The sequence below is a fragment of the Silvimonas terrae genome (assembly GCF_014202765.1).
In the GTDB taxonomy this organism is placed as follows: domain Bacteria; phylum Pseudomonadota; class Gammaproteobacteria; order Burkholderiales; family Chitinibacteraceae; genus Silvimonas; species Silvimonas terrae.
The window spans coordinates 345,005-369,538 of record NZ_JACHHN010000003.1 but is presented as its reverse complement, the minus strand read 5'-3'; the positions used below and the strand labels follow the sequence as shown (position 1 = coordinate 369,538).

Genomic DNA, 24,534 nt, shown 5'->3' with positions numbered 1-24,534 from the left:
CCCCGCAAAGAACCGTCGCAAACCCGCCATTTAAACCCGTTGTGTGCTTGCAGGAAATTCCGGATGACTCGACTCTTTTGCAGTCTGAGGGGGATCGCATTGTTGGCGGTCCTGATCGGCGGTGCCAACCCGGTGGATGCCGCGACCACCATTGCTCCGGAAGGTGTGACGGATATTTCGGCGGTATCCGCGAAGCACCAGGTGATCGTCAGAATAAGCACGCACACAGTACCAATCAGTCCGTCGGACACCGCTGCGGCTCATGGCGGGAACAGTTCTGGCTGTACTTTCAGCCGGGCTCCCTGCAGCCTGGTCGACTCCCTGACGTTGACGGTCGATGGGCGCGCCTTGTTTGTGGCGCGCTCGGTCTTTGCAGACCTGGCTGATCTACAGACCGCCACTGTGCGCCAGCAGAACAAGCAGTTTGTGTTAGTCCTGCAAGGGGGAGATGCCTCTGAGAGTTATTCAGTCGACATCAGCTTTGATGCCGACAGGGTCAGGCAGCGAACCGTGAGCGACTATGACGGTCGGGATTTGCTGCAGAAAACCATCTACTACAAGCCGCCCGTGCTGGATAACTGAATATCGAGCGAGAGGCCAAGTCACAGCCTGATCGGTGCATCGACCTGTGAGCTTGTCTTGAGAAAAAAGACCGCCCAGTCAGGGCTGCCTACAGTGGATTACCCGCACTGCTCCGAATTTAGCCTTCAGGGCATGCATGCATTGCAGCTGGATTCCGGCTCCAGGCCGGAATGACGAGTCAATGGGATGCGTGTTGAATTGGCCGTGGCCGTGGCCGTGGCCGTTGGGGTTGGGGTTGCAGTTGGGGTTGCTTTTGACTTTCCTCCCCCATTAAAGCCCAGCGCCGAGGGCGTGGAGGGAGACCCCAGGCTCCCGACCAACCGAGGGAAGCCCGGAGGGCCGCACGGCTGGGGTCGCCTTTCTTTGCCTACTTTCTTTGGCGACGCAAAGATAAGTAGGGTGGGCCCGGCACCCCGGGTATCAAAATGCTTTTAAACCCGCGCCGCAAGGCGCTAACACTTGTTTTTAATCTTTCCAGGCAAACCACTTACGTCAACCACCCCCCCAAAAAAAAGACCGCCCGTTCAGGGCGGCCTATCAGAGCGTGAAGACAAGAATTGCGGCTACAGCAAAACGGTCCTGCCACAGCGGCGTGCGGGTCGCGCCGCTGTGCGCAATATTGATTCGGACTCAAGCCCGGATCAGTGGAACTGTTCTTCCTCAGTCGAACCCTTCAACGCGGTCGTCGACGACTGACCTTGCTGGATGGTCTGCGTCACCGCGTCAAAGTAACCAGTACCCACTTCGCGCTGGTGCTTCACGGCGGTGAAGCCGCGCTCTGCGGCAGCAAATTCGGCCTGCTGCAGTTCCACAAAGGCGCTCATGCCGGTACGGGCGTAGCCGTGGGCGAGGTTGAACATGCCGTAGTTCAGCGAGTGGAAGCCCGCCAGGGTAATGAACTGGAACTTGTAACCCATCTTGCCGAGTTCTTGCTGGAACTTGGCAATGGTGGCGTCGTCCAGGTTCTTCTTCCAGTTGAACGATGGCGAACAGTTGTACGACAAGAGCTTGCCCGGGAATTTGGCGTGGATGGCCTCGGCAAACTTGCGGGCGTATTCCAGATCCGGCTTGCCGGTTTCGCACCAGATCAGATCGCAGTACGGCGCGTAGGCCAGACCACGGCTGATGGCTTGTTCCAGACCGGGTTTGGTCCGGTAGAAGCCTTCCGGCGTGCGCTCGCCAGTGCAGAACGGCTTGTCGTTGTCGTCCACATCGCTGGTCAACAGATCAGCGGCTTCCGCGTCAGTGCGGGCCACCAGCACAGTCGGCACGCCCATGACGTCGGCCGCCAGACGGGCCGCTACCAGTTTTTCGATGGCTTCACGCGTTGGCACCAGCACCTTGCCGCCCATGTGGCCGCATTTTTTCACGCTGGCCAGTTGGTCTTCAAAGTGCACGCCTGCCGCGCCCGCTTCAATCATGCCCTTCATCAGTTCGTGGGCGTTCAGTACGCCGCCGAAGCCGGCTTCCGCATCGGCCACGATCGGGGCGAACCAGTCGATGCTGTCGTCGCCTTCGGAATGAGAGATCTGGTCAGCGCGTTGCAGCGTGTTGTTGATGCGACGCACGACTTGCGGTACCGAGTTCGCCGGGTACAGCGACTGGTCCGGGTACATTTCGCTGCCCAGGTTGGCGTCTGCCGCCACCTGCCAGCCAGAAAGATAGATGGCTTTCAGGCCTGCTTTGACTTGTTGCATGGCCTGGTTGCCGGTCAGCGCTCCCAGCGCGTTGATATACGGCGTTTCATGGAGCAGCTTCCACAATTTGTTGGCGCCGGTACGGGCCAGCGTGTGCTCGACTTGTAGTGAGCCACGAAGTCTTTCAACATCTGCGGCCGTGTAGGGCCGTGTGACGCCTTTCCAGCGCGGGTTTTCTCGCCAATCCTGTTCAAGCTGAGCAATGCGTTGTTCACGAGTGGTCATGGCGTTCTCCCGCAGTAGTCTTGGCTTTGCAGCCGGTTAAAGGGTGTGTTGCACTTTGTTTTGCAATGATTATTGCGGTGCACCATCAAATGTAGTGAATTTTTTATGACTACATATTGGGGCTTACCCCAAGGGGCGGATTTCAAATAAAAAACAAGGCCGTAAAACCGTCAGCTACTGCGTTTTAGCGCGCTCCAGCCGTTTGTCATGTCGTTGCGGCGCAACAATGACAGGCGGTGCGGCGATCCAGCACCTTGCCTGTTTCTGCTGTTTTTCTTCACCATGCCGGGTTTGCGCAATGGCGGGCGGGGAGCTTTGTGTACTGCAGAAATAATCTGGCAGCTTGATTTGCCTGAGAAAAACACTTCTGTATGCAAATACCCTTGAAATGGGTGGGGGCATCCCCATTTCTGCCTGCATCGTTATGGAGGTATGGCAATGTCTGGTGAAAACGAAAATCAACCGAACCTGGAAAATGCAGCTGAACTGGAGGCCGGCGCCGCCGAGCTGAACGGGGCCGATGACGGCCAGCTGGATACCAATCTGGCGACGCTGCTGGCCGAGCTGGATAAGGCCCGTCAGGACGTGTTGTATGTCCGGGCTGAAGCAGAGAACATTCGTCGCCGCGCTGCGGAAGACAATGAAAAGACCCGCAAATTTGCGGTCGAGAAATTTGCCCGTGAACTCCTGGCGGTGCGTGACTCGCTGGAAATGGCGCTGGCAGATCAGTCCGGTTCGTTCGAGAACCTCAAGGTGGGCGTTGAGCTGACCAACAAACAATTGGCTGCCGCATTCGAGAAAGCTGATCTGACAGAGATCAACCCGCTGGGTGAGAAGCTGGACCCGAACAAGCACCAGGCGATCTCGATGGCGCCGGCCGATGCCGAGCCCAACACGGTGATCCAGGTCATGCAAAAGGGTTACGAGCTGTCTGGCCGCGTGGTACGCCCCGCCATGGTGGTGGTTGCGGCCCCCAAGTAAGTGCGGATTGATTCGCCTTATCAGGGAAATAGCGAATCGCTATCGTTTCTCTTGAAAAGGCTCAGTACATCCCCACTTCTGGATCAAGGTTATTTGAACTGAACGCCGGCGCTCCATAAGCGACGGCAAGCACAAAGCATTGAGAGGACTATATAAATGGCAAAAATTATTGGTATTGACCTGGGTACCACCAACTCGTGTGTGGCCGTGATCGAAAACGGTCAGCCCAAAGTGATCGAAAACGCCGAAGGCGCACGGACTACGCCTTCCATCATTGCGTATCAGGAAGACGGCGAAACCCTGGTGGGCGCACCGGCCAAGCGTCAGGCCGTGACCAACCCGAAGAACACCCTGTACGCCGTGAAGCGCCTGATTGGCCGCAAGTTTGGCGAGAAAGAAGTGCAGAAAGACATCGACCTGATGCCGTATTCCATCGTCAAGGCTGACAATGGCGACGCCTGGGTTGAAGTGCGTGGCAACAAGATGGCCCCGCCGCAAATCTCCGCCGACGTGCTGCGCAAGATGAAGAAGACCGCCGAAGACTATCTGGGCGAAGAAGTGACCGAAGCCGTGATTACCGTACCGGCCTACTTCAACGACAGCCAGCGTCAGGCCACCAAGGACGCCGGCCGTATTGCCGGTCTGGACGTCAAGCGCATCATCAACGAGCCGACCGCTGCCGCGCTGGCGTTTGGTCTGGACAAGAATGAAAAGGGTGATCGCAAGATCGCCGTGTATGACCTGGGCGGCGGTACGTTTGATATCTCCATCATCGAAATTGCCGATGTGGATGGCGACAAGCAGTTTGAAGTGCTGGCGACCAACGGTGATACCTTCCTGGGTGGTGAAGACTTCGATCAACGCCTGATCGACTACATCATCAGCGAATTCCAGAAAGACACCGGTATCAACCTCAAGCAAGACGTGATGGCCCTGCAGCGTCTGAAAGAAGCTGCCGAAAAAGCCAAGATCGAGCTTTCCAGCACCGCGCAGACTGAAATCAACCTGCCGTACGTGACCATGGACGCCACTGGCCCCAAGCACTTGACGCTGAAGATTACCCGCGCCAAGTTCGAAAGCCTGGTTGACGAACTGGTTGAGCGCTCGATCGAGCCTTGCCGCATTGCGCTGAAAGACGCTGGCCTGAAGATCACCGATATTGATGACGTGATTCTGGTCGGTGGTCAGACCCGTATGCCCAAGGTGATGGACAAGGTCAAAGAGTTCTTTGGCAAAGATCCGCGTCGTGACGTGAACCCGGACGAAGCCGTGGCTGTAGGTGCTGCCATTCAGGGCGCCGTGCTCTCGGGCGATCGCAAGGACGTGCTGCTGCTGGACGTCAGCCCGCTCTCTCTGGGGATTGAAACCCTGGGCAGCGTGATGACCAAGCTGATCCAGAAGAACACCACGATTCCGACCAAGGCATCGCAAGTGTTCTCCACGGCAGATGACAACCAGAGCGCCGTGACCATTCACGTGCTGCAAGGCGAGCGTGAAATGGCTGCCGCCAACAAGAGCCTGGGCCAGTTCAACCTGGAAGGCATCCCGGCTGCACCGCGTGGCACACCGCAAATTGAAGTGATCTTTGATATCGACGCCAACGGCATTTTGCACGTGTCCGCCAAGGACAAGGCCACCGGCAAGGAAAACAAGATCACCATCAAGGCGAACTCGGGTTTGTCGGAAGACGAAATCCAGCAAATGGTGAAGGACGCCGAAGCGCACGCCGAAGAAGACAAGAAGGCGCGTGAACTGGTTGATGCCAAAAACAGCGCTGACAGCCTGATCCATCAGGTCAAGAAGTCGCTGGTCGAGTTTGGTGACAAGGTGTCGGCGGAAGAAAAGACCGCCATCGAAGCCGCGATCAAGGAACTGGAAGAAGTCATCAAGTCTGACGACAAGGCTGTGATCGACGAGAAATCCAACGCCCTGATGCAAGCCAGCCACAAACTGGCCGAGCAAATGTACGCGGCACAAGGTGGTGACGCAGGTGCTGCCGGTGCCGCTGGCGCACAGCAAGGTGGCGCTGCACCGGGCAAGGATGATGGCAACGTCGTTGACGCTGAGTACACCGAAGTCAAAGACAACAAGTAATATGCGGCGGTAACACAGTCCGCATCGGGGCACGGCGCTGTATTTACAGTGTCCGTGCCTTTCTTGTTTAGCGAGAGAAAGCAATGTCAAAAAAAGATTTTTACGAAGTATTGGGCGTGAACCGCGATGCTTCGGACGATGACATCAAAAAGGCGTATCGCAAACTCGCGATGAAGTTTCACCCGGACCGTAATCCGGACAGCAAAGAAGCCGAAGACAAATTCAAGGAAGCCAAAGAGGCGTATGAAATCCTCTCTGACGGCCAGAAGCGCGCGGCCTATGACCAATACGGCCACGCCGGGGTAGACCCGCAAGCCGGCATGGGCGGCGGTGGCTTTGGCGGCGGCGGCTTTGCCGATGCGTTCTCGGACATCTTTGGCGACATCTTTGGTGGTGGCCAGGGTGGCGGTCGCGGCGGGCGCAGCAATGTGTATCGCGGTTCTGACCTGCGCTACAACATGGAAATCACGCTGGAAGAAGCCGCGCGCGGCGTCGAGCGCCAGATCAAGATTCCGGCGCACGAAGAATGCGACGTGTGCCACGGTTCCGGCGCCAAGCCAGGCACTGAAGCCAAGACCTGCCACACTTGTAACGGTCAGGGCCAGGTACGTGTGTCGCAAGGGTTCTTCTCCATCCAGCAAACCTGCCCGACCTGCCACGGCAGCGGCAAGTACATTCCGGACCCATGCCGTAACTGTCATGGCACGGGCCGTGTGCAGACCACCAAGACGCTGGCAGTGAAGATTCCGGGCGGCGTGGACGAGGGCGATCGCATTCGTCTGTCGGGTGAAGGTGAGCCCGGTGTGAACGGTGGCCCGCATGGCGACCTGTACGTGGTCATCCACATCAAGCAACACAGTGTGTTTGAGCGGGAAGGCAACGATCTGCATTGCGAAATGCCGATCAGCATCACTGCCGCCGCACTGGGTGGCGAGATTGAAATCCCCACGCTGGATGGCAAAGCGCGCATCTCCATCCCGGCCGGTACGCAATCGGGGCAGGTGTTCCGTCTGCGCGGCAAGGGCATCAAAGGTGTACGCAGCGCGGTCACGGGTGACTTGATGTGCCACGTGATGCTGGAAACCCCGGTCAATCTGACTTCGCGCCAGAAAGAGTTGCTGCGCGAGTTTGAACAGATCAGCCAGGACGAACCGGCCAAGCACAACCCGCGTGCCAAGTCCTTTATGGACAAGGTGAAGGATTTCTTCGGCGGCTGAATGCGCCGTGGGGTCTGACTTGGTTTGTGTTCACAAAAAACCCGCCTTGATGGCGGGTTTTTTTATGCAGGGTCTGTAGGGAGGATTCGGAACGTAGTGACAATCCACCGGCGCGATGGTGGATTGTCGCGCTGCTCCGAATCCACCCTACGGCACGTTGACCGCAATCATTTACCCGCGTCGAGCCGCCTCGATGGCCGCAATATCAATCTTGCGCATCCCCATCATGGCCTGAAACGCCCGCCCGGCGGCGGCCTTGTCGGGGTCAGAGACAGCGGCCATCAAGGCGCGTGGCGTGATCTGCCACGACAAGCCCCATTTATCCTTGCACCAGCCACATGCACTCTCTTCGCCGCCATTGCTGACAATGGCGTTCCACAGGTGGTCCGTTTCGGCTTGATCTTCCGTGGAGACCTGGAACGAAAACGCCTCAGTGTGCTTGAACGCCGCGCCCCCGTTCAAGCCCAGACACGGAATGCCCATGACGGTGAATTCCACGGTCAGCACATCCCCCGTTTTGCCAGACGGATAATCGCCCGGCGCGCGGTGGACTGCTTTGACTTCACTATCCGGAAACGTCCTGGCATAGAACTCCGCCGCTTCCTGCGCGGTGCCGTTGTACCAGAGACAAACTGTGTTCTTGCTGGGCATGCTGGTTCTCCTGAATGGGTGGCGGTACGCGCCAACCTTAACCCGCAAAATAGAACGCCGGATCAATCGGCACAATCTCAACCCGCAACTGGCAGGTTATCTCGTCAAACTGGCTACGGAAGGTGTCCTGCAACACGGCCACGATCGCTTTGCCCAGGCGCTGTTTGAGTTCGGCGCTACGAGTGGTCATGGTGGCGACGGTAACATGCACGAAGGATTTTTCTGGGGCCTCGTTCAGGCCCACCTGAAAGGTGTCGATCTGGAACGCGCGGCCTTTAACGTCGGCCATGGCAAATTCGCCGGTATCGGCAAAGGCCTGATGTACGCGGGCGAGCAGCGCGGCGGGGTCGAATTGGTGGGCGAGGTTGGCGGTGTATTGCAGGGTGACGTTGGGCATGGTGTTGATCCTGAGGGGGAGAGGGTGATGATGCTCAGGCGGCGGCGTAAAGTGCAACTGTTTCGGCGGCCCGGCCGCCTGCCGGGTCTATTCTGGCCAAGGGCCACTTCGTAGCCCGGATGGAGGCCGTCAGGCCGGGAATCCGGGGTGGCTGACCTGGTTCATGTTGTTGTGGGTGTTAGCGCCTTCGGCGCGGATATGAAAGGCGTTTGATACCGGTGGTGCCCGGAGCACGTTACTTTCTTTGGGGCCACCTCGGCGCCCCCCCGTACTTCGCTGCAATGCTCGGCGCTACCGGAGGGGAGGTACGTCAAAGCAACCCCAACCCTGCAGACCCTTTGCTTGCAAGAATGGTTTATCCCGCTAACCACATCGTCATTCCCGCGGAAGCGGGAATCCAGTCCGCAGCCCAGCGGGCTGCTTGCGGTGGATTGTCGCTGCGCTCCAAATCCACCCTACAAAACCCGCATCCAGACGATCCGGTTGTTGATGTTGTCTTTGACTTTCCCCCGCCATAAAAGCCCCGCGCCGCAAGGCGCTAACACCCGCAATGGTTCTTGCCAGAGAACGGGGCCGTTCCGGCCCCACTGGATTCCGGCTCAAGGCCGGAATGACGAAGTGGCAGAACTAGCCCTGTGCATTGGTGGCTCAGCACGTTTGCAATTGGCAGCGCCACAACAGCCATACCAACAAAAAACCCCGCATCTGCGGGGTTTTTCTGTTTCAGCAATCAAACAAGCACTTACTCGCCCACCACCACAGTCCGGCTCTTGCGATTAGTGCTGCTGAACGTCGCCAGCTTCACATCACCAGAGGCGCTGATCGGGCCTTCATATACTGCGCTGAAGGCGCCCGGTTCGCTGCCATCCGTGGTGTAGCGGACGGTCAGGCCCGGTGCGCTGGTATTGGCAATGATCTTGCCGCCTTCCAGCACCACACCCGGCAGCGGGATGCGATAACCGTAGCCGCCCACAAAGCCGTCCAGCCGTGCCAGTTCGCGCTGGCCCAGACGGTTGGCAAACTGGTTCCAGTCGGTCGCCATCTTCTCGTTGCGTTCGGCTTCATCGGCAATGAAGGTCCAGCCCGGATCAACCGCCCAGGCGCGTTCGGCCAGGGCCAGCAGGCGCGGCGCGGCCAGGTATTCCACGCGGCCGGCGTCGCGGGCGTTTTCACCCCACAACTGGCCCTGGATACCCAGTACGTTTTCCGTGCCGGTCTTGGTCAGGCGGGCCATTTTGTCCAGTGCATCGCGGTCCAGCGGGTGGCCGAACAGGTTGACGGTGGCGGTGGTGTAGATATCCAGCGGGCAGAACCAGAAGGGTTTGCGCGTTTCAATGAAACCGCCCCAGTAGTAGCCAGGCTCTGCCGGATCTTTGGCGTAGGCCAGGTCAAAGTACAAGTCAGTAACGTTGGAGAGCACCACCTTGTAACCGGCGTTGGCCAGTTGGTAGGCAATGTCTTCCTGGCCCCAGCCCCAGACGTTGTTCCAGATGTAGGGACGGAAGTTGGCGTCCTTGAACTTGGGGTTTGGCGCGGGTTTGTGGCTGCCGTCGGGCTGCTGTTCTTTGATCAGGGCAATTTCTTCCCAACCGGCAAAGTCCAGCTTGTGGCGGGTAAGGATTTCGCGGAAGCGGGTCAGGAAGTAATCCTGCAGTTCCTGGATGGTCTTCATGCCCTTGTCGGCCATAAAGGCCTGGCAGACGGGCGAACCCTCCCATGCGCCGTGCGGTACTTCGTCGCCACCGGTATGCAGGGCCAGGAACGGTGCGCCGGCCTCGACAAACATGGCTTCAATGTCCGACACCACGGTTTCAATGAAGCGGTAGCTCGATTCCATGGCAATGCAGATTACGTTGTCGTGCCACAGCTGCACGGACTCATACTTTGACTGATCGGCAAAGTCGGTCAGCAGGTATTCCTCGGCCTCGCGTTGCAGGCCTTGGGCCTTCAGGCGCGTGTAACGCACGTTCATGGCCTTGATGGCGGCGCGGGCGTGGCCCGGGACGTCAAACTCCGGGATCACTTCAATGTGGCGGGCCGTGGCAAAGCGCAGGATTTCAATAAACTCTTCGCGAGTGTAGTAGCCGGTGCCGTGCGAGCCTTCTACCTGGGCACCAGAGCCAAAGCACGGTACCAGGTTGTCGGTTTCGTCCAGGGTAAAGCCACGTTTGGAACCGATCTCGGTCAGTTCTGGCAGGGTGGGGATTTCCACGCGCCAGCCTTCATCGTCCGTGACGTGAAAGTGGAACTTGTTGAGTTTGTACAGCGCCATCAGGTCCAGCAAACGCAGGATGGTCTCTTTGCTGGAGAAGTTGCGGCCCACGTCAATGTGCATGCCGCGATAGGCAAAGCGCGGGGCATCGGCCACTTTGACGGCGGGTACGGCCAGCACGGCTTGCGGATTGACCCAGGCGGCGACCGGCAGCAACTGGCGCAGGCTCTGGATACCGTTAAAGATGGCGTGTGCGGTGGTGCCGGTAATGGTGACGCCGTGGCTGTCGACGTTGAGTTCGTAAGCCTCGTCGGCATTACCGGTGACTTGGGTTGCAGTCACTTTGGCCAGCTTGAGCACAATGCCGTGGCCTTGCGCGGCCAGTGCCGGGCGCACGCCAAGGTCCGCCAGCGACTGTTGCAGGAAGGCCGCTTCGCCCGCCAGTTCAGCCGGATGCACGATCAAGGTGGCGGCGTCGATGACGAATTCGCCGTGACCGTGCAGCAAGGATTGCGGTGTCGGGGTAATCAGACCCACTTGCGCAGCCGGCAGCAGGCTCAGGTCCTTGTTATCGGCAAAGCGGCTGGCGGCCGTCACTGGCGGCACTTTGTCGTTGGCGTTGCGGTTGCGTTGTTCCGGGCGGCTAAAGGGGACGATTTCCGGGTCGCCAATAACTTCGGCACGAGCGGCCGGGGTGCCATCGTCATAAACCACATAAAAGCCCAGCGGCGCATCGGTTTCCTGGATGACCCAGAACATGCCCTTGTAACCAATGGTGCGCGATTCGCCAGCGGCCAGCGTGCCAAAATCTGCCGTCGGGGTCAGCTTGAATAAATCGCCGTTGATCTGGCTGATGGCGACGCCACCGGTGACGGATTCAGCGTAGATCTTGCGGCAGGTATTGAAATACAGTGCCCAGTCATTGCCGGCAAGCGCGTTGTCTGAGTGGTTGGTGAGGACGAGTTCGGCAAGGAAGTTGTCGCCTTCATACGCATTGGAAAGGCATTCCCACTTGAGTTTGAGCTGGGAACCACTGGGTCGGGTCATGTTTCGTCTCCTCGACGGTTTCGAAGTGAGCTTCTTGCCATTCGTCCTGGCTACAGGGGCGCAGGTTCCGTTACAGGCCAGAGCAATCATTATTGGTTTGGGTATTCCGCTGTCCTGGCGCCGGTCATGGCGCTGGATCGCGGTGGTCGAGCATAGGCTTTTGGCCGATGCACGGCGCATGACCGGGCAATATCGGCAAATTCTGGCAAGCCCGGGTGCGCTAGGTAGTATGCCTTATGGGGTGGGGTAGGGCATTTTTCAGGGCACGCCTATTGGCAGCAATGCCACAATCCAGACCAAAGGGCTGAAACCTGCAGGCTTTGGCAGATTACCGGGGCGGCGGGAAGGGTAATTTTTCGGTATGATTACGCCTCTGTTTACTCTGGCAAATCCGGATCAGACCCACATGGCAGATGTCCTCAAATTGCGCGGCGGTGCTGCGCTCTCCGCGTTCCGTGTCGAAAAACTGCTGGCTGCTCTGGCAAGCCAGGGTATCAAGGCGGATATTCAGGCCGAATTCTGGCATTTCGCTGAAACCAGCGCTGCGCTGACGGCGGCAGAACAATCCACCCTGGAACGCGTCCTGCATTACGGTGATCCGGCCCCGGCCGAGAGTGGCAAAGGCTCGCTGCTGCTGGTGTTGCCGCGTCTGGGGACGATTTCCCCGTGGTCTTCCAAAGCAACGGATATCCTGCAACACACCGGCCTGTCCAAGGTCAGCCGGATTGAGCGTGGTGTGGCGGTGTATGCCAGCAAAAATGGCCAGGCGCTGTCTACCGCAGAAAAAAATCTGCTGCTGCCGCTGATCCATGACCGCATGACCGAGCAGGTGTTTGAGACACTGGATGCCGGCAACGAGTTGTTCCGCCATCTGGACGCCAAGCCGTTCCAGAGTGTGGATATCCTCAAAGGGGGGCGCGCCGCACTGGAATCGGCCAACCTGGAATTCGGCTTTGCCCTCTCGCCAGACGAAATCGACTATCTGGTCGAGAGCTATAAAAAGCTCAATCGCAACCCCAGCGATGCCGAGCTGACCATGTTTGCGCAGGCCAATTCCGAGCACTGTCGCCACAAGATTTTCAATGCCGAATTCATCATCGATGGCGAACAGCAATCGCACTCCTTGTTCGGCATGATTCGCGAGACACACAAAGCCCACCCGCAAGGCACCGTGGTGGCGTACAACGACAACTCGTCCGTGATTGAAGGCGCCGACATTGGCCGCTTCTTCCCGCAGCCGGGCAGCGCCGAGTACGGTTACAACGATCAGACCACCCACATCCTGATGAAGGTGGAAACCCACAATCACCCGACCGCCATTTCGCCGTTCCCTGGCGCGGCGACGGGCTCGGGCGGTGAAATTCGTGATGAGGGCGCAACGGGCCGTGGCTCCAAGCCCAAAGCCGGTTTGTCTGGTTTCACCGTCTCTAACCTGAATATTCCGGGCGCTTTGCAAGCCTGGGAAACCGAACAGTACGGCAAGCCGGATCGCATAGCCTCGCCGCTGCAGATCATGATTGAAGGCCCGATCGGCGCCGCTGCGTTCAACAACGAATTTGGGCGCCCCAACCTGGCCGGTTACTTCCGTACCTTTGAAGAAAACTGGAACGGCGAGCGCCGTGGCTACCACAAGCCCATCATGCTGGCGGGCGGTCTGGGCAATATCTCGGCCGCGCACATTGGCAAGAACGATATTCCGGATGGCTCGCTGCTGATCCAGTTGGGCGGTCCGGGCATGCTGATTGGTATGGGTGGCGGTGCGGCCAGTTCCATGGCGACTGGTGCCAATGCTGCGGATCTGGACTTTGATTCGGTCCAGCGTGGCAACCCGGAAATCCAGCGCCGTGCGCAGGAAGTCATCGACCGCTGCTGGCAACTGGGTGACCACAACCCGATCCTGTCGATTCATGACGTCGGCGCGGGTGGTATCTCTAACGCCTTCCCGGAGCTGGTCGATGGCTCGGATCGCGGTGCGGTGTTTGAACTGCGCAAAGTGCCGGTAGAAGAAAGCGGCATGGCCCCGCGTGAAATCTGGTCCAACGAATCGCAAGAGCGTTACGTGCTGGCGATTCCGCCGGAAAGCCTGCTGGCATTTGAAGCCATTTGTGAGCGCGAGCGTTGCCCGTTTGCCGTGGTGGGCCGTGCGACGGCTGAAAAGCGTCTGGTGGTGGCCGATGAGCATTACGGCAACAACCCGGTCGATATGCCGATGGACGTGCTGCTGGGCAAACCGCCCAAGATGACACGTGACGTGAAGCGCGTGCCGGTGAAGGGCGAAGTGTTTGACTCGTCCACGCTGGAACTGAAAGACGCCATCTACCGCGTGCTGCGTCTGCCGACCGTGGCCAACAAGTCTTTCCTGATCACCATTGGTGACCGTACCGTGGGCGGCATGACCGCGCGCGACCAGATGGTTGGCCCGTGGCAAACCCCGGTGGCTGACGTCGCCGTCACCGCCATGGGTTACAACACGGTGCTGGGCGAAGCCATGAGCATGGGCGAGCGCACCCCGCTGGCGCTGCTCAACGCACCGGCTTCCGGCCGCATGGCCGTGGGTGAAGCGCTGACCAACCTGGCCGCCGCACAGATTGCGGATCTGGGTGATGTGAAACTCTCCGCCAACTGGATGGCCGCTGCGGGCCATACCGGTGAAGACGCCAACCTGTATGACACCGTCAAGGCTGTTGGCATGGACTTGTGCCGCGACCTGGGTGTGAGCATTCCGGTGGGTAAAGATTCGCTGTCCATGAAGACCGTCTGGCAAGACGACGGCCAGAAAAAGGAAGTGATTGCTCCTCTGTCGCTGGTGATCTCCGCCTTTGCGCCGGTCACCGACGTGAAGAAAACCCTCACGCCGCAACTGAAGACGGAACTGGAAAGTGACCTGATCCTGATCGACCTGGGCGATGGCAAGTGCCGTCTGGGAGGTTCCGCGCTGGCGCAGGTCTACAACCAGGTAGGCCAATGGGCCCCGGACGTGGTCAGCACCGAGCGTCTGAAGGCGTTCTTCGATACGGTCCAGAAGCTCAACCGTGAAGGCCGCATCCTGTCGTATCACGACCGTTCTGACGGTGGCGTGATTACCGCCGTGGCGGAAATGATGTTTGCCAGCCACGTGGGCGTAACGCTGGAAATCGACGAACTGTGTATTGAGCGTCGTCGTCGTGGCCGTGAAGAAGACGAACAGACCTCTGCCGAAGGCATTGCGCGTGAAGAAAACGGCCGTGTGATGGGCGTGCTGTTCAACGAAGAACTGGGTGCTGTGCTGCAAGTGAAACGGAGCGACACCTCGGCGGTGATTGCCGAGTTTTCCAATGTCGGCATCCGTAGCGAACTGCATGTGATCGGTACGCTGAACCATGACGATCGCTTGAAGATCAAGAAACGCAACCGCCTGGTGCTGGACGAAACCCGGGTCGAGCTGCAAAAAGCATGGTCGGAAACCAGCTTCCAGATTCAACGTCTGCGGGATAACCCGGTGGGCGCCGATGCCGAATTTGCCCGCATCAGCGACAAGCACGACAAGGGCCTGTTCGCCAAACTGACGTTTGAACCGGCACAAGATATTGCCGCCCCGTTCATCGCCACCGGCGCGCGCCCGGCCATTGCCGTGCTGCGTGAGCAAGGCGTGAATGGTCAGGTCGAAATGGCCGCTGCGTTTGACCGCGCTGGTTTCAAGGCCGTCGACGTGCACATGAGCGACATCATCAGCGGCCGACTCTCGCTGGCCGACTTCAAGGGGATTGCCGCTTGCGGTGGCTTCTCTTACGGTGACGTGCTCGGGGCCGGTGAAGGCTGGGCCAAGAGTATTCTCTTCAACGCCCGCGCCCGCGAGCAGTTCGAAGCGTTCTTCCAGCGCGCTGATACCTTCGGTCTGGGTGTGTGTAACGGCTGCCAGATGATGGCTAACCTCTCCGGCATTATTCCGGGCGCCGAGGCCTGGCCGAAGTTCACCCGTAATCGCTCCGAGCAGTTTGAAGCGCGGCTGGTGATGGCTGAACTGACGCAATCGCCGTCGTTGTTCTTTGGCGGTATGACTGGCTCGCAAATTCCGGTGGTGGTCTCGCACGGTGAAGGCTTTGCCAACTACAGCCAGCAAGGCGACATCAACAAGTCGATTGTGGCGATGCGTTATGTCGATAGCCACGGCAAGCCGACCGAAGCCTACCCGCTGAACCCGAACGGCAGCCCGCAAGGTATTGCCGGTGTGACGACGGCGGACGGTCGCTTCAGCATCATGATGCCGCACCCGGAACGCGTGTTCCGCACGCTGCAGATGTCGTGGCACCCGGCGGGCTGGGGTGAGGATAGCCCGTGGATGCGGATGTTCCGCAACGCCCGCCACTGGTTGGGGTAAGCACCCGTAAAAGCTCCTCTGGACTGCGTTACGCTCGCTTGTCGTACCTACTACCTGCGCTCGCGTGCCTTGCCAGCGGGGTTTTTGCGGCTGCCGATGCGTGCGTGGTCTGCGCGCGGTAGAAACAAAAAAAGCGTGCTTCGGCACGCTTTTTTTATGTTTGTCGTCGGTGGTACATCCATTACTCGCAGCCAAAGCCTCGTCAATCCCGCGGAGGCGGGAATCCAGTTCGCAGCCCAGTAGGCTGCCTGCGGTGGATGGCCACAAGGACTTCGAATTCAGCCTGAATAGTAAACATGCATTGCAGCTGGATTCCGGCGCAAGGAGGGGCGAGGACCGGAATGACCAGTTTATGGGATGCGTGTTGCACTGGCTGTGGCTGTGGCTGTGGCTGTGGCTGTGGCTGTTGGGGTTGAAGTTGTTTTTGACTTTCTCCCCCTTTCAAGGACTTTTCCGATTGAGGGAGGGAGACCTTAGGCTCCCGACTGATTGAGGGTATCGCGGAGCGAAAAAGTCCCGGGGGTCGCCTTTCTTTGCCTACTTTCTTTGGGGCCGCCGAGGTGGCGAAGCAAAGAAAGTAGGGTGCTCCGGCCACTGCCGGTATCAAATGCTTTTCAAGCCCGCGCCGAAGGCGCTAACCCGCCACAACCCGTTGCAAACAGACCCCCATTGCTGCACCGCGTCTTGAACCGCCGCCCGCCTCACGGTATCCAACTGACATGACAACCCCCAAGGGCCAAGCCATGTCCGACCGTTACCGTTCCTTCTCTGCGTTTTATCCCTTCTACTTAAGCGAGCACCGTAACCCGACCTGTCGCCGGCTGCATTTTGCGGGTTCGTTGGGTGTGCTGGTCTGTCTGGTCATGCTGCTGACCGGAAATGGCTGGGGCTGGCTGCTGGCGGGTCTGGTCTGTGGCTATGGCTTTGCCTGGGTGGGGCATTTCTTCTTTGAGCACAACCGGCCGGCGACATTCCAGTATCCGTTTTACAGTCTGCTCGGTGACTGGGTCATGTTCAGCGACATCTGCCGCGGTCGCATCCGGTTGTAGCCGCGCGGGTTCAGGTGGCCTGGCGTTGCCGGGCGCGCTGGCGGGCTTGCAGGCCGGCGGCCAGGGTCAGCAAATCGGCCATGCGTTTATTGTTGCCGGCTTGGGCCAGCGAGAGTGGGGTTTCACCATCCAGGTGGCGTGCCGTGGCGTCTGCGCCCAGGTCAAGCAGCGCCACGGCACTGGCAAGATGGTTGTTGGCGACCGCTTTATGCAGTGCGGTCCAGCCTTCGTTGGTGGCGGTATTGGGGTCCGCGCCAACGGCAATCAGCTTGCGCACCACGCGCTCATGTCCCTGGCTGGCGGCTTGCAACAGCGGCGTAAAGCCTTGCAGGCTGGGCTGGTTTACATTCACGCTGCGGTCCAGCAACAGTTGAATGATCTGCTCGTGACCGGTCAGGGCCGCCCAGTGCAGCGGGCCGTAACCGTCGCGATCCGTGGCGTGGATGTTGGCGCCATGCTGAAGCAACACCAGCGCCATGGCGTCATTGCCTTCAAACGCGGCGCGGATCAGCGGGGTCCATTCGCCTTCGGCCTCACGGTGGTCAACCGCCAGGCCTGCGCCCAGAAATAGCAGCACGGCGGCGACATTGCCCTGTGATACCGCCCGCTGAAAGCCGTCGGCCGAGGCCTCAAACCCCAGTTCGGTCAACTGGCTTTCAATGGATTCGCGGACATGTTCCCAAACGTCGTGATGCTCTTCCTGCATGCCCATGATCTGGTCGTGGGCCATGGAAACACTCATCAGTTCCGCACCAATCTCTGCCGGAAAACCCTGCCGGTCATGTCGGTCCATGATGAGCAATTCATCAAAATAGGCCTGCAGATTGGGCGTTCCCCACAACTCCATGATCCGGGTCACAATGCGCGGAAAGCGTGCGGCAAGTTGCTCCGGGTAACGGTGTTCCAGCTTGTAGGCAGCCAGTTTTTCGCGCAGAGGATCGGTCATGTCGGGCGAGCAGTTGAAGTGATGACATATGCGGCGCGGGCAGTTTTACCAGGCCGCTATTGATATGGTGCTAACGTAGCACTTTTATGGCTATCTGTAAGGGCTAGTTGTTTCATTCTTGCTGGACAAGCGCAAACACTATCGCTAGAATGCCGCCTCTTGCTCCCGGAAGGGGGTAAGGCAATGCCGACATGGTGGAATTGGTAGACACGCTATCTTGAGGGGGTAGTGACTGCGGTCGTGAGAGTTCGAGTCTCTCTGTCGGCACCAAAGAATACCTCAACAAAAAGCCCGGAGCTGCTGCTTCGGGCTTTTTGTTTTTCGGTTGTTTTTCGGTCTCAGGCCGCGTACAGCACAAACACCGTAGGCCGTTTGTGTAGCTCGGGTATCCCGAGTTTTTTCCACTGACCGATGTCGCGCGTCACGATCATTTCATCATCGGTGGTGATGTCCCGGGCCACGGTCAGCAAGGTTTGCGGGCGGCAACTGGACAGCAAGGCATCAAAGAGCGCGCTGTTGCGGTAGGGCGTTTCGATGAACAACTCGGCTTGTTTGAGTTTGTTCGAGTCCTGCTCCAGCTTGCGGATCGCCTCAATGCGGGCTGCACCCTCTGCCGGCAAGTAGCCATTGAAGCGGAACTTCTGCCCGTTGGCACCACTGGCCATCAACGCCAGCAGAATGGACGATGGCCCGACCAGCGGCACCACCCGGATTCCGCGAGCATGCGCCAGGCGGATCAGATTGGCGCCAGGATCCGCCACGCCGGGGCAGCCGGCCTCGGACATCAGCCCGACATCCTGCCCGGCCAGCAAGGGCGCCAGCAGCGCGGCCAGTTCTTTATCCTGCGTATGTTCGTTCAGTTCCTGCATCCACAAACTGCGCAGTTCATGGGGTGTGCCAAACGCCTTGAGCATGTGTCGGGCGGTTTTGGGGGCCTCGACAATAAAGTGCGTCAGTCGGCGTGCAATATGGATGACATCTGCCGGGAGGACAGTCTCCAGTGTGTCTTCGCCCAGCGGTACGGGGATCAGATACAGCGTTCCGGTGCTCACAGGACCTCCACACCATGTTGTTGCAAGAGATTGCACAGCGCGATCAAAGGCAGGCCGATCAGCGCAGTGGGGTCGGTTGATTCTACGGCGGCGATCATCGCAATACCCAGGCTTTCCACCTTGGCGCTGCCGGCGCAATCGTAGGGTTGTTCACGGCGCAGATAGTGTTCAATCTGTGCGTCGCTGTAATGACGCAGGGTCACGCGGGTAATGTCAGTGGCGCTGTGGGTCACGCCGGATTGGGCGTCGTGTACGGCCACGGCGGTGTGAAATGCCACTGTGCGGCCACGCATCAGGGTGAGTTGCGAGACTGCGCGCTCGTGCGTGCCGGGTTTGCCCAGTTGCTGGCCATCCAGGAGTGCAACCTGGTCTGACCCGATCAAGAGCGCGTTGGGAAAAGCACCCTTAAGTGCAACAGCCTTGGAGATAGCCAGACGCAAGCTGGTGTGGGCTGCGGTTTCGCCCGTCTGCGGGGTTTCATCGACCATGGGCGAGGCCGTCTCAAAAGGCAAACCCAGCCGGGACAAGAGTTCGCGGCGATAAACGGATGTTGAAGCCAGGATCAGCGGTCTGATTGGAAGAGCTTGTTTTTGCATGGGAAATTCTTGTGCTTTGACTCAAAAAGCCTTTGACAGAAGGACGTCGCGGATTATATCATGCGCGGTTTCTTGGCTCGAACCTTGGCGATGACAGTGATCGACAGCGCGGCTTTTTCGCGCGAGCAGCAGCAGTTGTCCGGCACCATTGCGGTGTCGTCGCTTACGCGTCTCTTCGATCAACTGGCTGATCAGTCGGGTTCGGCAGAGTGGAAGTTGCAAGGCGGTGTCGACAAGATCGAACGTCCCTGGCTCAATCTGGTGGTAAAAGGTCAAATGCGTCTGGTGTGCCAGCGCTGCCTCAAGCCGATGGATTGGCCGTTTGCCATTGAGACGCTGCTGACGCAGTTCTCTGATGAAGCAAAGCTCGACGAAGCCGAAGAGCAGGACGAAGACCTTGAAGGCATGCTCATCGATCCGGCGCTGGATATCGAAGCGCTGGTCGAAGAAGAAGTGATCCTCGCCGTACCTTTTGCGCCCGTGCACGATCAGTGCGGCGGGACAGAAGGCGCGACAGAGGCAGGCAAGAAACCCAATCCGTTTGCTGTCCTGGCTGGTCTGAAAACCAGGAAAGCGGAATAAAAGAACCTGTACTTTGTACTGGTTCTACGGACGAGACCGTAAAGCCGGATGTGCTTATAGCGTCGTCCGTCGTTCATCAAATACATAACTGGTTTTCAAGGAGTACCCAAATGGCTGTTCAACAGAATAAAAAGTCCCCGTCCAAGCGCGGCATGCATCGCGCCCATGACTTCCTGACCGTGCCGGCGCTGGCTGTTGAAGCGACCACCGGTGAGGCTCACCTGCGCCACCACATCAGCCCGAACGGTTTCTACAAGGGCCGTCGTGTGATCAAGGCCAAGGGCGAATAATTCGCTACGGGTGAAAACCCTTAATAACCATATGGTTATGTCAGCGGCGCAAGCGGGAGAACCTGCTTGCGCCGTTCGCCATTCTGGCCAAGCGATTCGCAAAGCAGACCAAAGCTGATGGATATTACTGTAGCTGTCGACGCGATGGGCGGTGACCATGGTACTCATGTCACCGTACCTGCCGCACTGCGCTTTCTGGACGAACACCCCGATGTCAACATCGTGCTGGTGGGGATGCCGGACGCCATTGAGGCTGAACTCAGGGCGCGCCACCGCACGCTCGGCCCGCGCCTGCGGGTGCAGCCGGCCACTGAGGTGGTCACCATGGATGAGGCGCCGCAATCGGCGCTGAAGAACAAGAAAGACTCGTCCATGCGAGTAGCAATCAACCTGGTTAAATCCGGTGGTGCCAACGCCTGTGTCTCGGCCGGCAATACCGGTGCCTTGATGGCCACAGCACGTTTTGTGCTCAAGACCATCAAGGGGATTGACCGTCCGGCCATTGCCAAAATGCTGCCGACGCGCAAAAACACCTTTTCCTGCGTGCTGGACCTGGGCGCCAACGTCGATTGCACTCCGCAGCATCTGGTGCAGTTTGCGATCATGGGCGCCATGCTGGTTTCCGCCACGCGCCAGCAGGCTCGCCCGACTGTGGGTCTGCTCAATATTGGCGAAGAAGAAATCAAGGGTAATGAGGTGGTCAAAGAGGCCGCTGAACTCTTGCGCCGTTCCAATCTCAATTTCCATGGCAACGTGGAAGGTGACGATATCTATGCCGGCACGGTTGATGTGATCGTGGCTGACGGCTTTACCGGCAATGTGGCCCTCAAGACCTCTGAAGGTCTGGCCAAGATGATTGCTGAGCAGTTGCGTGAAGAATTCCTGCGCAACTGGTGGTCGCGCTTGTTGGCCGGGCTGGCCTGGCCGGTATTGTCCCGGTTCAAGAAGCGTGTTGATCCACGGCGGTACAATGGCGCATCTTTGCTCGGCCTCAATGGTATTGTGGTAAAAAGCCATGGCGGAGCGGATCGCATGGCGTTTTACTGGGCACTTTCACAAGCTGTGGATGAAGCCCGCGCCGGTGTGACCCAGCGCATTGCCGAGCAGGTGCAGCAAGAGCTTGAATTGCTCGCCGCGCAGCCGGCTGCCGTCTCCCCCGATACGCCTTTAGCCTGAGCGGGCCTAACGCCCGTTCAGATCCTGCCAGGAGAATAAATCCATGTATTCGCGCATTGCCGGCACAGGTTCTTACCTGCCGGCCAAAACGCTGACCAATCAAGAACTGGCGCAGAAAGTGGAAACCAGCGACGAGTGGATCGTTTCGCGGACCGGTATCCGCGAACGCCGTATCGCCGCCGAAGGTGAAGCCACGTCTGACATGGCGCTCAAGGCCGTCGAACAAGCGCTGGCCGCAGCGGGCAAAACGCCTGAAGATATTGATCTGTTGATTGTTGCGACCACCACGCCAGACAGCGTGTTCCCGTCAACGGCCTGCATCTTGCAAGACAAACTGGGCGTGCATGGTTTCCCGGCATTTGACGTGCAAGCGGTCTGTTCCGGCTTTATCTATGCCCTGGCGACGGCCGACAAATTTGTGCAGACCGGTGCAGCCAAATGCGCCGTCGTGATCGGTGCGGAAAAGCTCTCCAATATCGTTGACTGGAATGACCGTGGTACCTGCATCCTGTTTGGGGATGGCGCCGGTGCCGTGGTGCTGACGGCAAGTGAAGAGCCGGGTATTCTGCAAACCCGTTTGCGCGCTGATGGCCGTTATCGTTCCATCCTGAAAGCAGATGCCCGTCTGCAAGGCGGCGAGATTTCCGGCAATCCGTATATCTATATGGAAGGCAACGCGGTCTTCAAGTTTGCCGTGCGCGCGCTGGCCGATATCGCGGTGGAAACCCTGACGGCCGCCGGTCTGGAAAAATCCGATATCGACTGGTTGGTGCCGCACCAGGCCAACCTGCGCATTATCGAATCCACAGCCAAACATCTGCATCTTTCCATGGATCAGGTCATTGTCACGGTAGACCGGCACGGTAATACTTCGGCCGCGTCGATTCCGTTGGCGCTGGATGAAGGTATCCGCAGCGGCAAGATTCAGCGAGGGCAGACTTTGATGCTCGAAGGCATTGGTGGCGGTTTTGCCTGGGGCTCTGCGCTGATCCGCTACTGAACTCAACGGCGCTTTATGCGCCGTTTGTTTTTTCAAACAGTCATTTGAATTTGATCGTTCGCGATCAACCGGATAAAGACTTCGCGCTTGCAGCCATCGCTCCGCGATGTGTGTGGGGCCAGGCCAATAAGCGCGAGGCAAAAGGAGAACATCCATGAAACTGGCATTTGTCTTTCCCGGTCAGGGTTCCCAGGCGATTGGCATGATGAACGCATGGGCGGATGTGCCCGTGGTCAAAGCCACGTTTGATGAAGCCTCTGGCGTATTGGGTCTGGACCTGTGGCAAATGGTTGCCGAAGGCCCGGCCGAGGCGCTCAACGCCACCGTCAATACCCAACCTGTCATGCTGACCGCTGGCATTGCCGCCTGGCGCGCATGGCAAGCCCGTGGCGGCCGTGCGCCAGACCTGCTGGCGGGTCACAGTCTGGGTGAATACGCCGCGCTGGTCGCTGCGGGCTCGCTCGCCTTTGGTGATGCGCTGCAACTGGTGCGCTTGCGGGCCGAAGCCATGCAAAATGCGGTGCCGGCTGGCGAAGGTGCCATGGCCGCCGTGTTGGGTCTGGATGACGCCGCCGTGGTCGCCGCATGCGCGCAAGCCGCTCAAGGCGATGTGGTACAGGCCGTTAACTTCAACTCGCCCGGTCAGGTGGTGATTGCCGGCTCCAAGGCCGCTGTTGAGCGTGCGTGCGAAACGGCCAAGGCGGCCGGCGCCAAGCGTGCCATGCTGCTGCCGGTTTCGGTGCCGTCGCACTGTGATCTGATGAAGCCTGCGGCCGAGGTCCTCAAAGCGCGTCTGGCTGCCGTCACCATCGCATCGCCTGAAATACCGGTGGTGCACAATGCCGACGTCGCCGCCTATAGCGATCCTGACCGTATTCGCGACGCCCTGGTGCGCCAACTGTATATGCCGGTGCGCTGGGTCGAGACCGTACAACATATGGCCGCCGCCGGCGTGACCGTGATCGCCGAATGCGGTCCGGGCAAGGTACTGGCCGGTCTGAATAAACGGATCGCCACCGAGGCCCAGCAATTTGCGCTGACCGACCCGGCCGCGCTGGATGCTTTGGCCGCCGCGCTCTGAATCAAGCCGCGGCGTGAAGAGCTGCCTGGACTGGCCGCCTTCATGATCGCGTTAAACGAATTTGAGGAGATCAACCCATGAGTCTTGAAGGCAAGATTGCGCTGGTGACAGGCGCGTCGCGCGGTATCGGCCAGGCGATTGCACTGGAACTGGCAAAACAGGGCGCCACCGTGCTGGGCACGGCAACGTCTGACGGCGGTGCCGAAGCCATTACCGCCTACTTGAACGCCGCTGGCGCCAAAGGCCAGGGCCTGCGCCTGCAAGTGACCGAAGAGGGCGCGTGCGAAGCAATTGTTAGCCAGATTGAAAAAGAATTTGGCGCAATCACCATCCTGGTCAACAATGCCGGCATTACCCGCGACAATTTGCTGATGCGCATGAAGGATGAGGAATGGGACGCTATCATGGCGACCAACCTCAAGCCCGTGTACCAGCTTTCAAAAGCGGTCATTCGTGGCATGATGAAGGCCCGTTGGGGCCGGATTGTGAATATTGCCTCTGTGGTGGGGGCAACCGGTAACCCGGGTCAAACCAATTACTCGGCGGCCAAGGCGGCCTTGTTTGGTTTTACCAAATCCCTGGCGCGTGAAATTGGCAGCCGTGGGGTGACCGTGAATGCCGTGGCACCAGGCTTTATTGATACTGATATGACCAAAGTGCTGCCGGAAGAACAAAAGGCAAAACTGGTCGAAAGCATTGCGCTGGGCCGCCTTGGCGACCCGCAGGACATTGCCGATGCAGTGGCGTTCCTCGCCAGCGACAAAGCCGGTTATGTCACCGGCAATACGCTGCATGTGAACGGCGGCATGTTCATGAACTGATTCTTGCCGGCAGGCGTTTTGACTCACGCGTGCCGGAGAATGGAAGTAGTGTTACCACCGTATGGCGTGTGCATTTTCATCAATTGAAAGCTGTGGTGCTTGGCGCGCCGGTTTTTTTTGGTAGAATGCGGACGCATTTTTCCGAATCTTAGAAAGGCTTGGCTAAACCCATGGAAAACATCGAACAGCGCGTGAAGAAAATCGTTGCTGAGCAACTTGGCGTACCGGAAACCGACGTCAAAATCGAATCGTCCTTCGTGAACGATCTCGGCGCCGACTCCCTCGACACCGTTGAGCTGGTGATGGCACTCGAAGAAGAATTCGAATGCGAGATCCCGGACGAAGAAGCTGAGAAGATCACTACTGTTCAGCAAGCGATTGACTACGTCAGCGCCCACCTGAGCAAGTAATCGTTCCGATTCGTCGCCATGGCCGCTTTGCGGTTGTGGTCAGAGCGGTGCGCAAGACCAACGCCTGCATC

At 58.8% G+C, this 24,534-nt stretch carries 21 protein-coding genes and 1 tRNA gene; 15 read left to right on the top strand and 7 right to left on the bottom strand.

All coding sequences use genetic code 11. The features are described from left to right. Positions 1–63: 63 nt before the first annotated feature. Positions 64–582, top strand: a complete 519-nt coding sequence (locus HNQ50_RS08885) for a hypothetical protein (RefSeq protein WP_184099691.1) — start codon at positions 64–66, stop codon at positions 580–582. 641 nt (positions 583–1,223) lie between these two features. Here the strand turns inward: HNQ50_RS08885 and aceA are convergent. Continuing rightward, a complete protein-coding gene (aceA, locus tag HNQ50_RS08880; protein ID WP_184099689.1) occupies positions 1,224–2,504 on the bottom strand; it encodes an isocitrate lyase in 1,281 nt (426 codons plus the stop codon). A 438-nt stretch (positions 2,505–2,942) separates the two neighbouring features. Between aceA and grpE the strand changes: the two genes are divergently transcribed. From grpE to dnaJ, 3 genes are all read left to right on the top strand, one after another. Then, positions 2,943–3,485 carry a nucleotide exchange factor GrpE gene (gene grpE / locus HNQ50_RS08875; protein WP_184099687.1) on the top strand — a complete coding sequence of 181 codons (543 nt, stop codon included), beginning with the start codon at positions 2,943–2,945 and terminating at the stop codon, positions 3,483–3,485. Positions 3,486–3,641: 156 nt separating this feature from the next. Next, the gene (gene dnaK / locus HNQ50_RS08870; protein ID WP_184099685.1) at positions 3,642–5,579 is read left to right on the top strand and encodes a molecular chaperone DnaK; all 1,938 of its coding nucleotides are present in this window, start codon (positions 3,642–3,644) and stop codon (positions 5,577–5,579) included. An 83-nt stretch (positions 5,580–5,662) separates the two neighbouring features. Further along, positions 5,663–6,796 carry a molecular chaperone DnaJ gene (gene dnaJ, locus HNQ50_RS08865; protein WP_184099683.1) on the top strand — a complete coding sequence of 378 codons (1,134 nt, stop codon included), beginning with the start codon at positions 5,663–5,665 and terminating at the stop codon, positions 6,794–6,796. 171 nt (positions 6,797–6,967) lie between these two features. Here dnaJ and HNQ50_RS08860 read toward each other — a convergent pair whose 3' ends face one another. The 3 genes from HNQ50_RS08860 to HNQ50_RS08850 form a co-directional block, all read right to left on the bottom strand. After that, positions 6,968–7,447: a VOC family protein gene (locus HNQ50_RS08860; RefSeq protein ID WP_184099681.1), complete on the bottom strand. Its 480-nt coding sequence runs from the start codon at positions 7,445–7,447 to the stop codon at positions 6,968–6,970. A 37-nt stretch (positions 7,448–7,484) separates the two neighbouring features. Beyond that, positions 7,485–7,844: a 5-carboxymethyl-2-hydroxymuconate Delta-isomerase gene (locus HNQ50_RS08855; RefSeq protein ID WP_184099679.1), complete on the bottom strand. Its 360-nt coding sequence runs from the start codon at positions 7,842–7,844 to the stop codon at positions 7,485–7,487. Between the two features lie 742 nt (positions 7,845–8,586). Then, positions 8,587–11,103: a family 20 glycosylhydrolase gene (locus tag HNQ50_RS08850; RefSeq protein ID WP_184099677.1), complete on the bottom strand. Its 2,517-nt coding sequence runs from the start codon at positions 11,101–11,103 to the stop codon at positions 8,587–8,589. Here HNQ50_RS08850 and HNQ50_RS08845 point away from each other — a divergent pair. The 3 genes from HNQ50_RS08845 to HNQ50_RS08835 all read left to right on the top strand — a co-directional run bounded on the left by HNQ50_RS08845 (position 11,102) and on the right by HNQ50_RS08835 (position 16,509). Beyond that, on the top strand, positions 11,102–11,353 hold the full coding sequence (locus HNQ50_RS08845; protein WP_184099675.1) for a hypothetical protein: 252 nt from the start codon (positions 11,102–11,104) through the stop codon (positions 11,351–11,353). The genes HNQ50_RS08850 and HNQ50_RS08845 overlap by 2 nt on opposite strands. 156 nt (positions 11,354–11,509) lie before the next feature. Next, on the top strand, positions 11,510–15,460 hold the full coding sequence (gene purL / locus HNQ50_RS08840; protein ID WP_184099673.1) for a phosphoribosylformylglycinamidine synthase: 3,951 nt from the start codon (positions 11,510–11,512) through the stop codon (positions 15,458–15,460). Positions 15,461–16,203: 743 nt separating this feature from the next. Next, positions 16,204–16,509, top strand: coding sequence for an Mpo1-like protein (locus tag HNQ50_RS08835; protein WP_221303091.1), 306 nt, complete (start codon positions 16,204–16,206; stop codon positions 16,507–16,509). A gap of 10 nt (positions 16,510–16,519) precedes the next feature. On the opposite strand, the gene HNQ50_RS08830 is transcribed toward HNQ50_RS08835, so the two are convergent. Continuing rightward, a complete protein-coding gene (locus HNQ50_RS08830; RefSeq protein ID WP_184099669.1) occupies positions 16,520–17,455 on the bottom strand; it encodes an ankyrin repeat domain-containing protein in 936 nt (311 codons plus the stop codon). A 185-nt stretch (positions 17,456–17,640) separates the two neighbouring features. Between HNQ50_RS08830 and HNQ50_RS08825 the strand changes: the two genes are divergently transcribed. Next, a tRNA-Leu gene (locus HNQ50_RS08825) sits at positions 17,641–17,725 on the top strand. 68 nt (positions 17,726–17,793) lie between these two features. Here the strand turns inward: HNQ50_RS08825 and HNQ50_RS08820 are convergent. Beyond that, positions 17,794–18,507, bottom strand: coding sequence for an SAM-dependent methyltransferase (locus HNQ50_RS08820; protein WP_184099667.1), 714 nt, complete (start codon positions 18,505–18,507; stop codon positions 17,794–17,796). Next, positions 18,504–19,103, bottom strand: coding sequence for a Maf family nucleotide pyrophosphatase (locus HNQ50_RS08815; RefSeq protein WP_184099665.1), 600 nt, complete (start codon positions 19,101–19,103; stop codon positions 18,504–18,506). Before HNQ50_RS08815 ends, HNQ50_RS08820 begins: the two co-directional genes overlap by 4 nt. Before the next feature lie 60 nt (positions 19,104–19,163). Here HNQ50_RS08815 and HNQ50_RS08810 point away from each other — a divergent pair, with 60 nt between their 5' ends. The 7 genes from HNQ50_RS08810 to acpP all read left to right on the top strand — a co-directional run bounded on the left by HNQ50_RS08810 (position 19,164) and on the right by acpP (position 24,463). Further along, entirely contained in the window at positions 19,164–19,685 is a 522-nt protein-coding gene (locus HNQ50_RS08810) for a YceD family protein (RefSeq protein WP_184099663.1), read from the top strand. 110 nt (positions 19,686–19,795) lie between these two features. Beyond that, the gene (gene rpmF / locus HNQ50_RS08805; RefSeq protein ID WP_184099661.1) at positions 19,796–19,975 is read left to right on the top strand and encodes a 50S ribosomal protein L32; all 180 of its coding nucleotides are present in this window, start codon (positions 19,796–19,798) and stop codon (positions 19,973–19,975) included. A 117-nt stretch (positions 19,976–20,092) separates the two neighbouring features. After that, on the top strand, positions 20,093–21,151 hold the full coding sequence (gene plsX / locus HNQ50_RS08800; RefSeq protein WP_184099659.1) for a phosphate acyltransferase PlsX: 1,059 nt from the start codon (positions 20,093–20,095) through the stop codon (positions 21,149–21,151). A gap of 43 nt (positions 21,152–21,194) precedes the next feature. Further along, positions 21,195–22,151: a beta-ketoacyl-ACP synthase III gene (locus tag HNQ50_RS08795; RefSeq protein WP_184099657.1), complete on the top strand. Its 957-nt coding sequence runs from the start codon at positions 21,195–21,197 to the stop codon at positions 22,149–22,151. Between the two features lie 154 nt (positions 22,152–22,305). Next, positions 22,306–23,232 carry an ACP S-malonyltransferase gene (gene fabD, locus HNQ50_RS08790; protein WP_184099655.1) on the top strand — a complete coding sequence of 309 codons (927 nt, stop codon included), beginning with the start codon at positions 22,306–22,308 and terminating at the stop codon, positions 23,230–23,232. A gap of 77 nt (positions 23,233–23,309) precedes the next feature. Continuing rightward, on the top strand, positions 23,310–24,053 hold the full coding sequence (gene fabG, locus HNQ50_RS08785) for a 3-oxoacyl-ACP reductase FabG (RefSeq protein ID WP_184099653.1): 744 nt from the start codon (positions 23,310–23,312) through the stop codon (positions 24,051–24,053). 170 nt (positions 24,054–24,223) lie between these two features. Then, positions 24,224–24,463, top strand: a complete 240-nt coding sequence (acpP, locus tag HNQ50_RS08780) for an acyl carrier protein (protein WP_184099651.1) — start codon at positions 24,224–24,226, stop codon at positions 24,461–24,463. The last annotated feature ends 71 nt before the right edge of the window (positions 24,464–24,534 follow it).

Excerpts from the sequence above, each read along its gene's own strand:
- HNQ50_RS08885 (WP_184099691.1), top strand. The coding sequence starts at position 64 with ATGACTCGACTCTTTTGCAGTCTGAGGGGGATCGCATTGTTGGCGGTC.
- aceA (WP_184099689.1), bottom strand. The coding sequence starts at position 2,504 with ATGACCACTCGTGAACAACGCATTGCTCAGCTTGAACAGGATTGGCGA.
- grpE (WP_184099687.1), top strand. The coding sequence starts at position 2,943 with ATGTCTGGTGAAAACGAAAATCAACCGAACCTGGAAAATGCAGCTGAA.
- dnaK (WP_184099685.1), top strand. The coding sequence starts at position 3,642 with ATGGCAAAAATTATTGGTATTGACCTGGGTACCACCAACTCGTGTGTG.
- dnaJ (WP_184099683.1), top strand. The coding sequence starts at position 5,663 with ATGTCAAAAAAAGATTTTTACGAAGTATTGGGCGTGAACCGCGATGCT.
- HNQ50_RS08860 (WP_184099681.1), bottom strand. The coding sequence starts at position 7,447 with ATGCCCAGCAAGAACACAGTTTGTCTCTGGTACAACGGCACCGCGCAG.
- HNQ50_RS08855 (WP_184099679.1), bottom strand. The coding sequence starts at position 7,844 with ATGCCCAACGTCACCCTGCAATACACCGCCAACCTCGCCCACCAATTC.
- HNQ50_RS08845 (WP_184099675.1), top strand. The coding sequence starts at position 11,102 with ATGTTTCGTCTCCTCGACGGTTTCGAAGTGAGCTTCTTGCCATTCGTC.
- HNQ50_RS08850 (WP_184099677.1), bottom strand. The coding sequence starts at position 11,103 with ATGACCCGACCCAGTGGTTCCCAGCTCAAACTCAAGTGGGAATGCCTT.
- purL (WP_184099673.1), top strand. The coding sequence starts at position 11,510 with ATGGCAGATGTCCTCAAATTGCGCGGCGGTGCTGCGCTCTCCGCGTTC.
- HNQ50_RS08835 (WP_221303091.1), top strand. The coding sequence starts at position 16,204 with ATGTCCGACCGTTACCGTTCCTTCTCTGCGTTTTATCCCTTCTACTTA.
- HNQ50_RS08830 (WP_184099669.1), bottom strand. The coding sequence starts at position 17,455 with ATGACCGATCCTCTGCGCGAAAAACTGGCTGCCTACAAGCTGGAACAC.
- HNQ50_RS08815 (WP_184099665.1), bottom strand. The coding sequence starts at position 19,103 with ATGCAAAAACAAGCTCTTCCAATCAGACCGCTGATCCTGGCTTCAACA.
- HNQ50_RS08810 (WP_184099663.1), top strand. The coding sequence starts at position 19,164 with ATGCGCGGTTTCTTGGCTCGAACCTTGGCGATGACAGTGATCGACAGC.
- rpmF (WP_184099661.1), top strand. The coding sequence starts at position 19,796 with ATGGCTGTTCAACAGAATAAAAAGTCCCCGTCCAAGCGCGGCATGCAT.
- plsX (WP_184099659.1), top strand. The coding sequence starts at position 20,093 with ATGGATATTACTGTAGCTGTCGACGCGATGGGCGGTGACCATGGTACT.
- HNQ50_RS08795 (WP_184099657.1), top strand. The coding sequence starts at position 21,195 with ATGTATTCGCGCATTGCCGGCACAGGTTCTTACCTGCCGGCCAAAACG.
- fabD (WP_184099655.1), top strand. The coding sequence starts at position 22,306 with ATGAAACTGGCATTTGTCTTTCCCGGTCAGGGTTCCCAGGCGATTGGC.
- fabG (WP_184099653.1), top strand. The coding sequence starts at position 23,310 with ATGAGTCTTGAAGGCAAGATTGCGCTGGTGACAGGCGCGTCGCGCGGT.
- acpP (WP_184099651.1), top strand. The coding sequence starts at position 24,224 with ATGGAAAACATCGAACAGCGCGTGAAGAAAATCGTTGCTGAGCAACTT.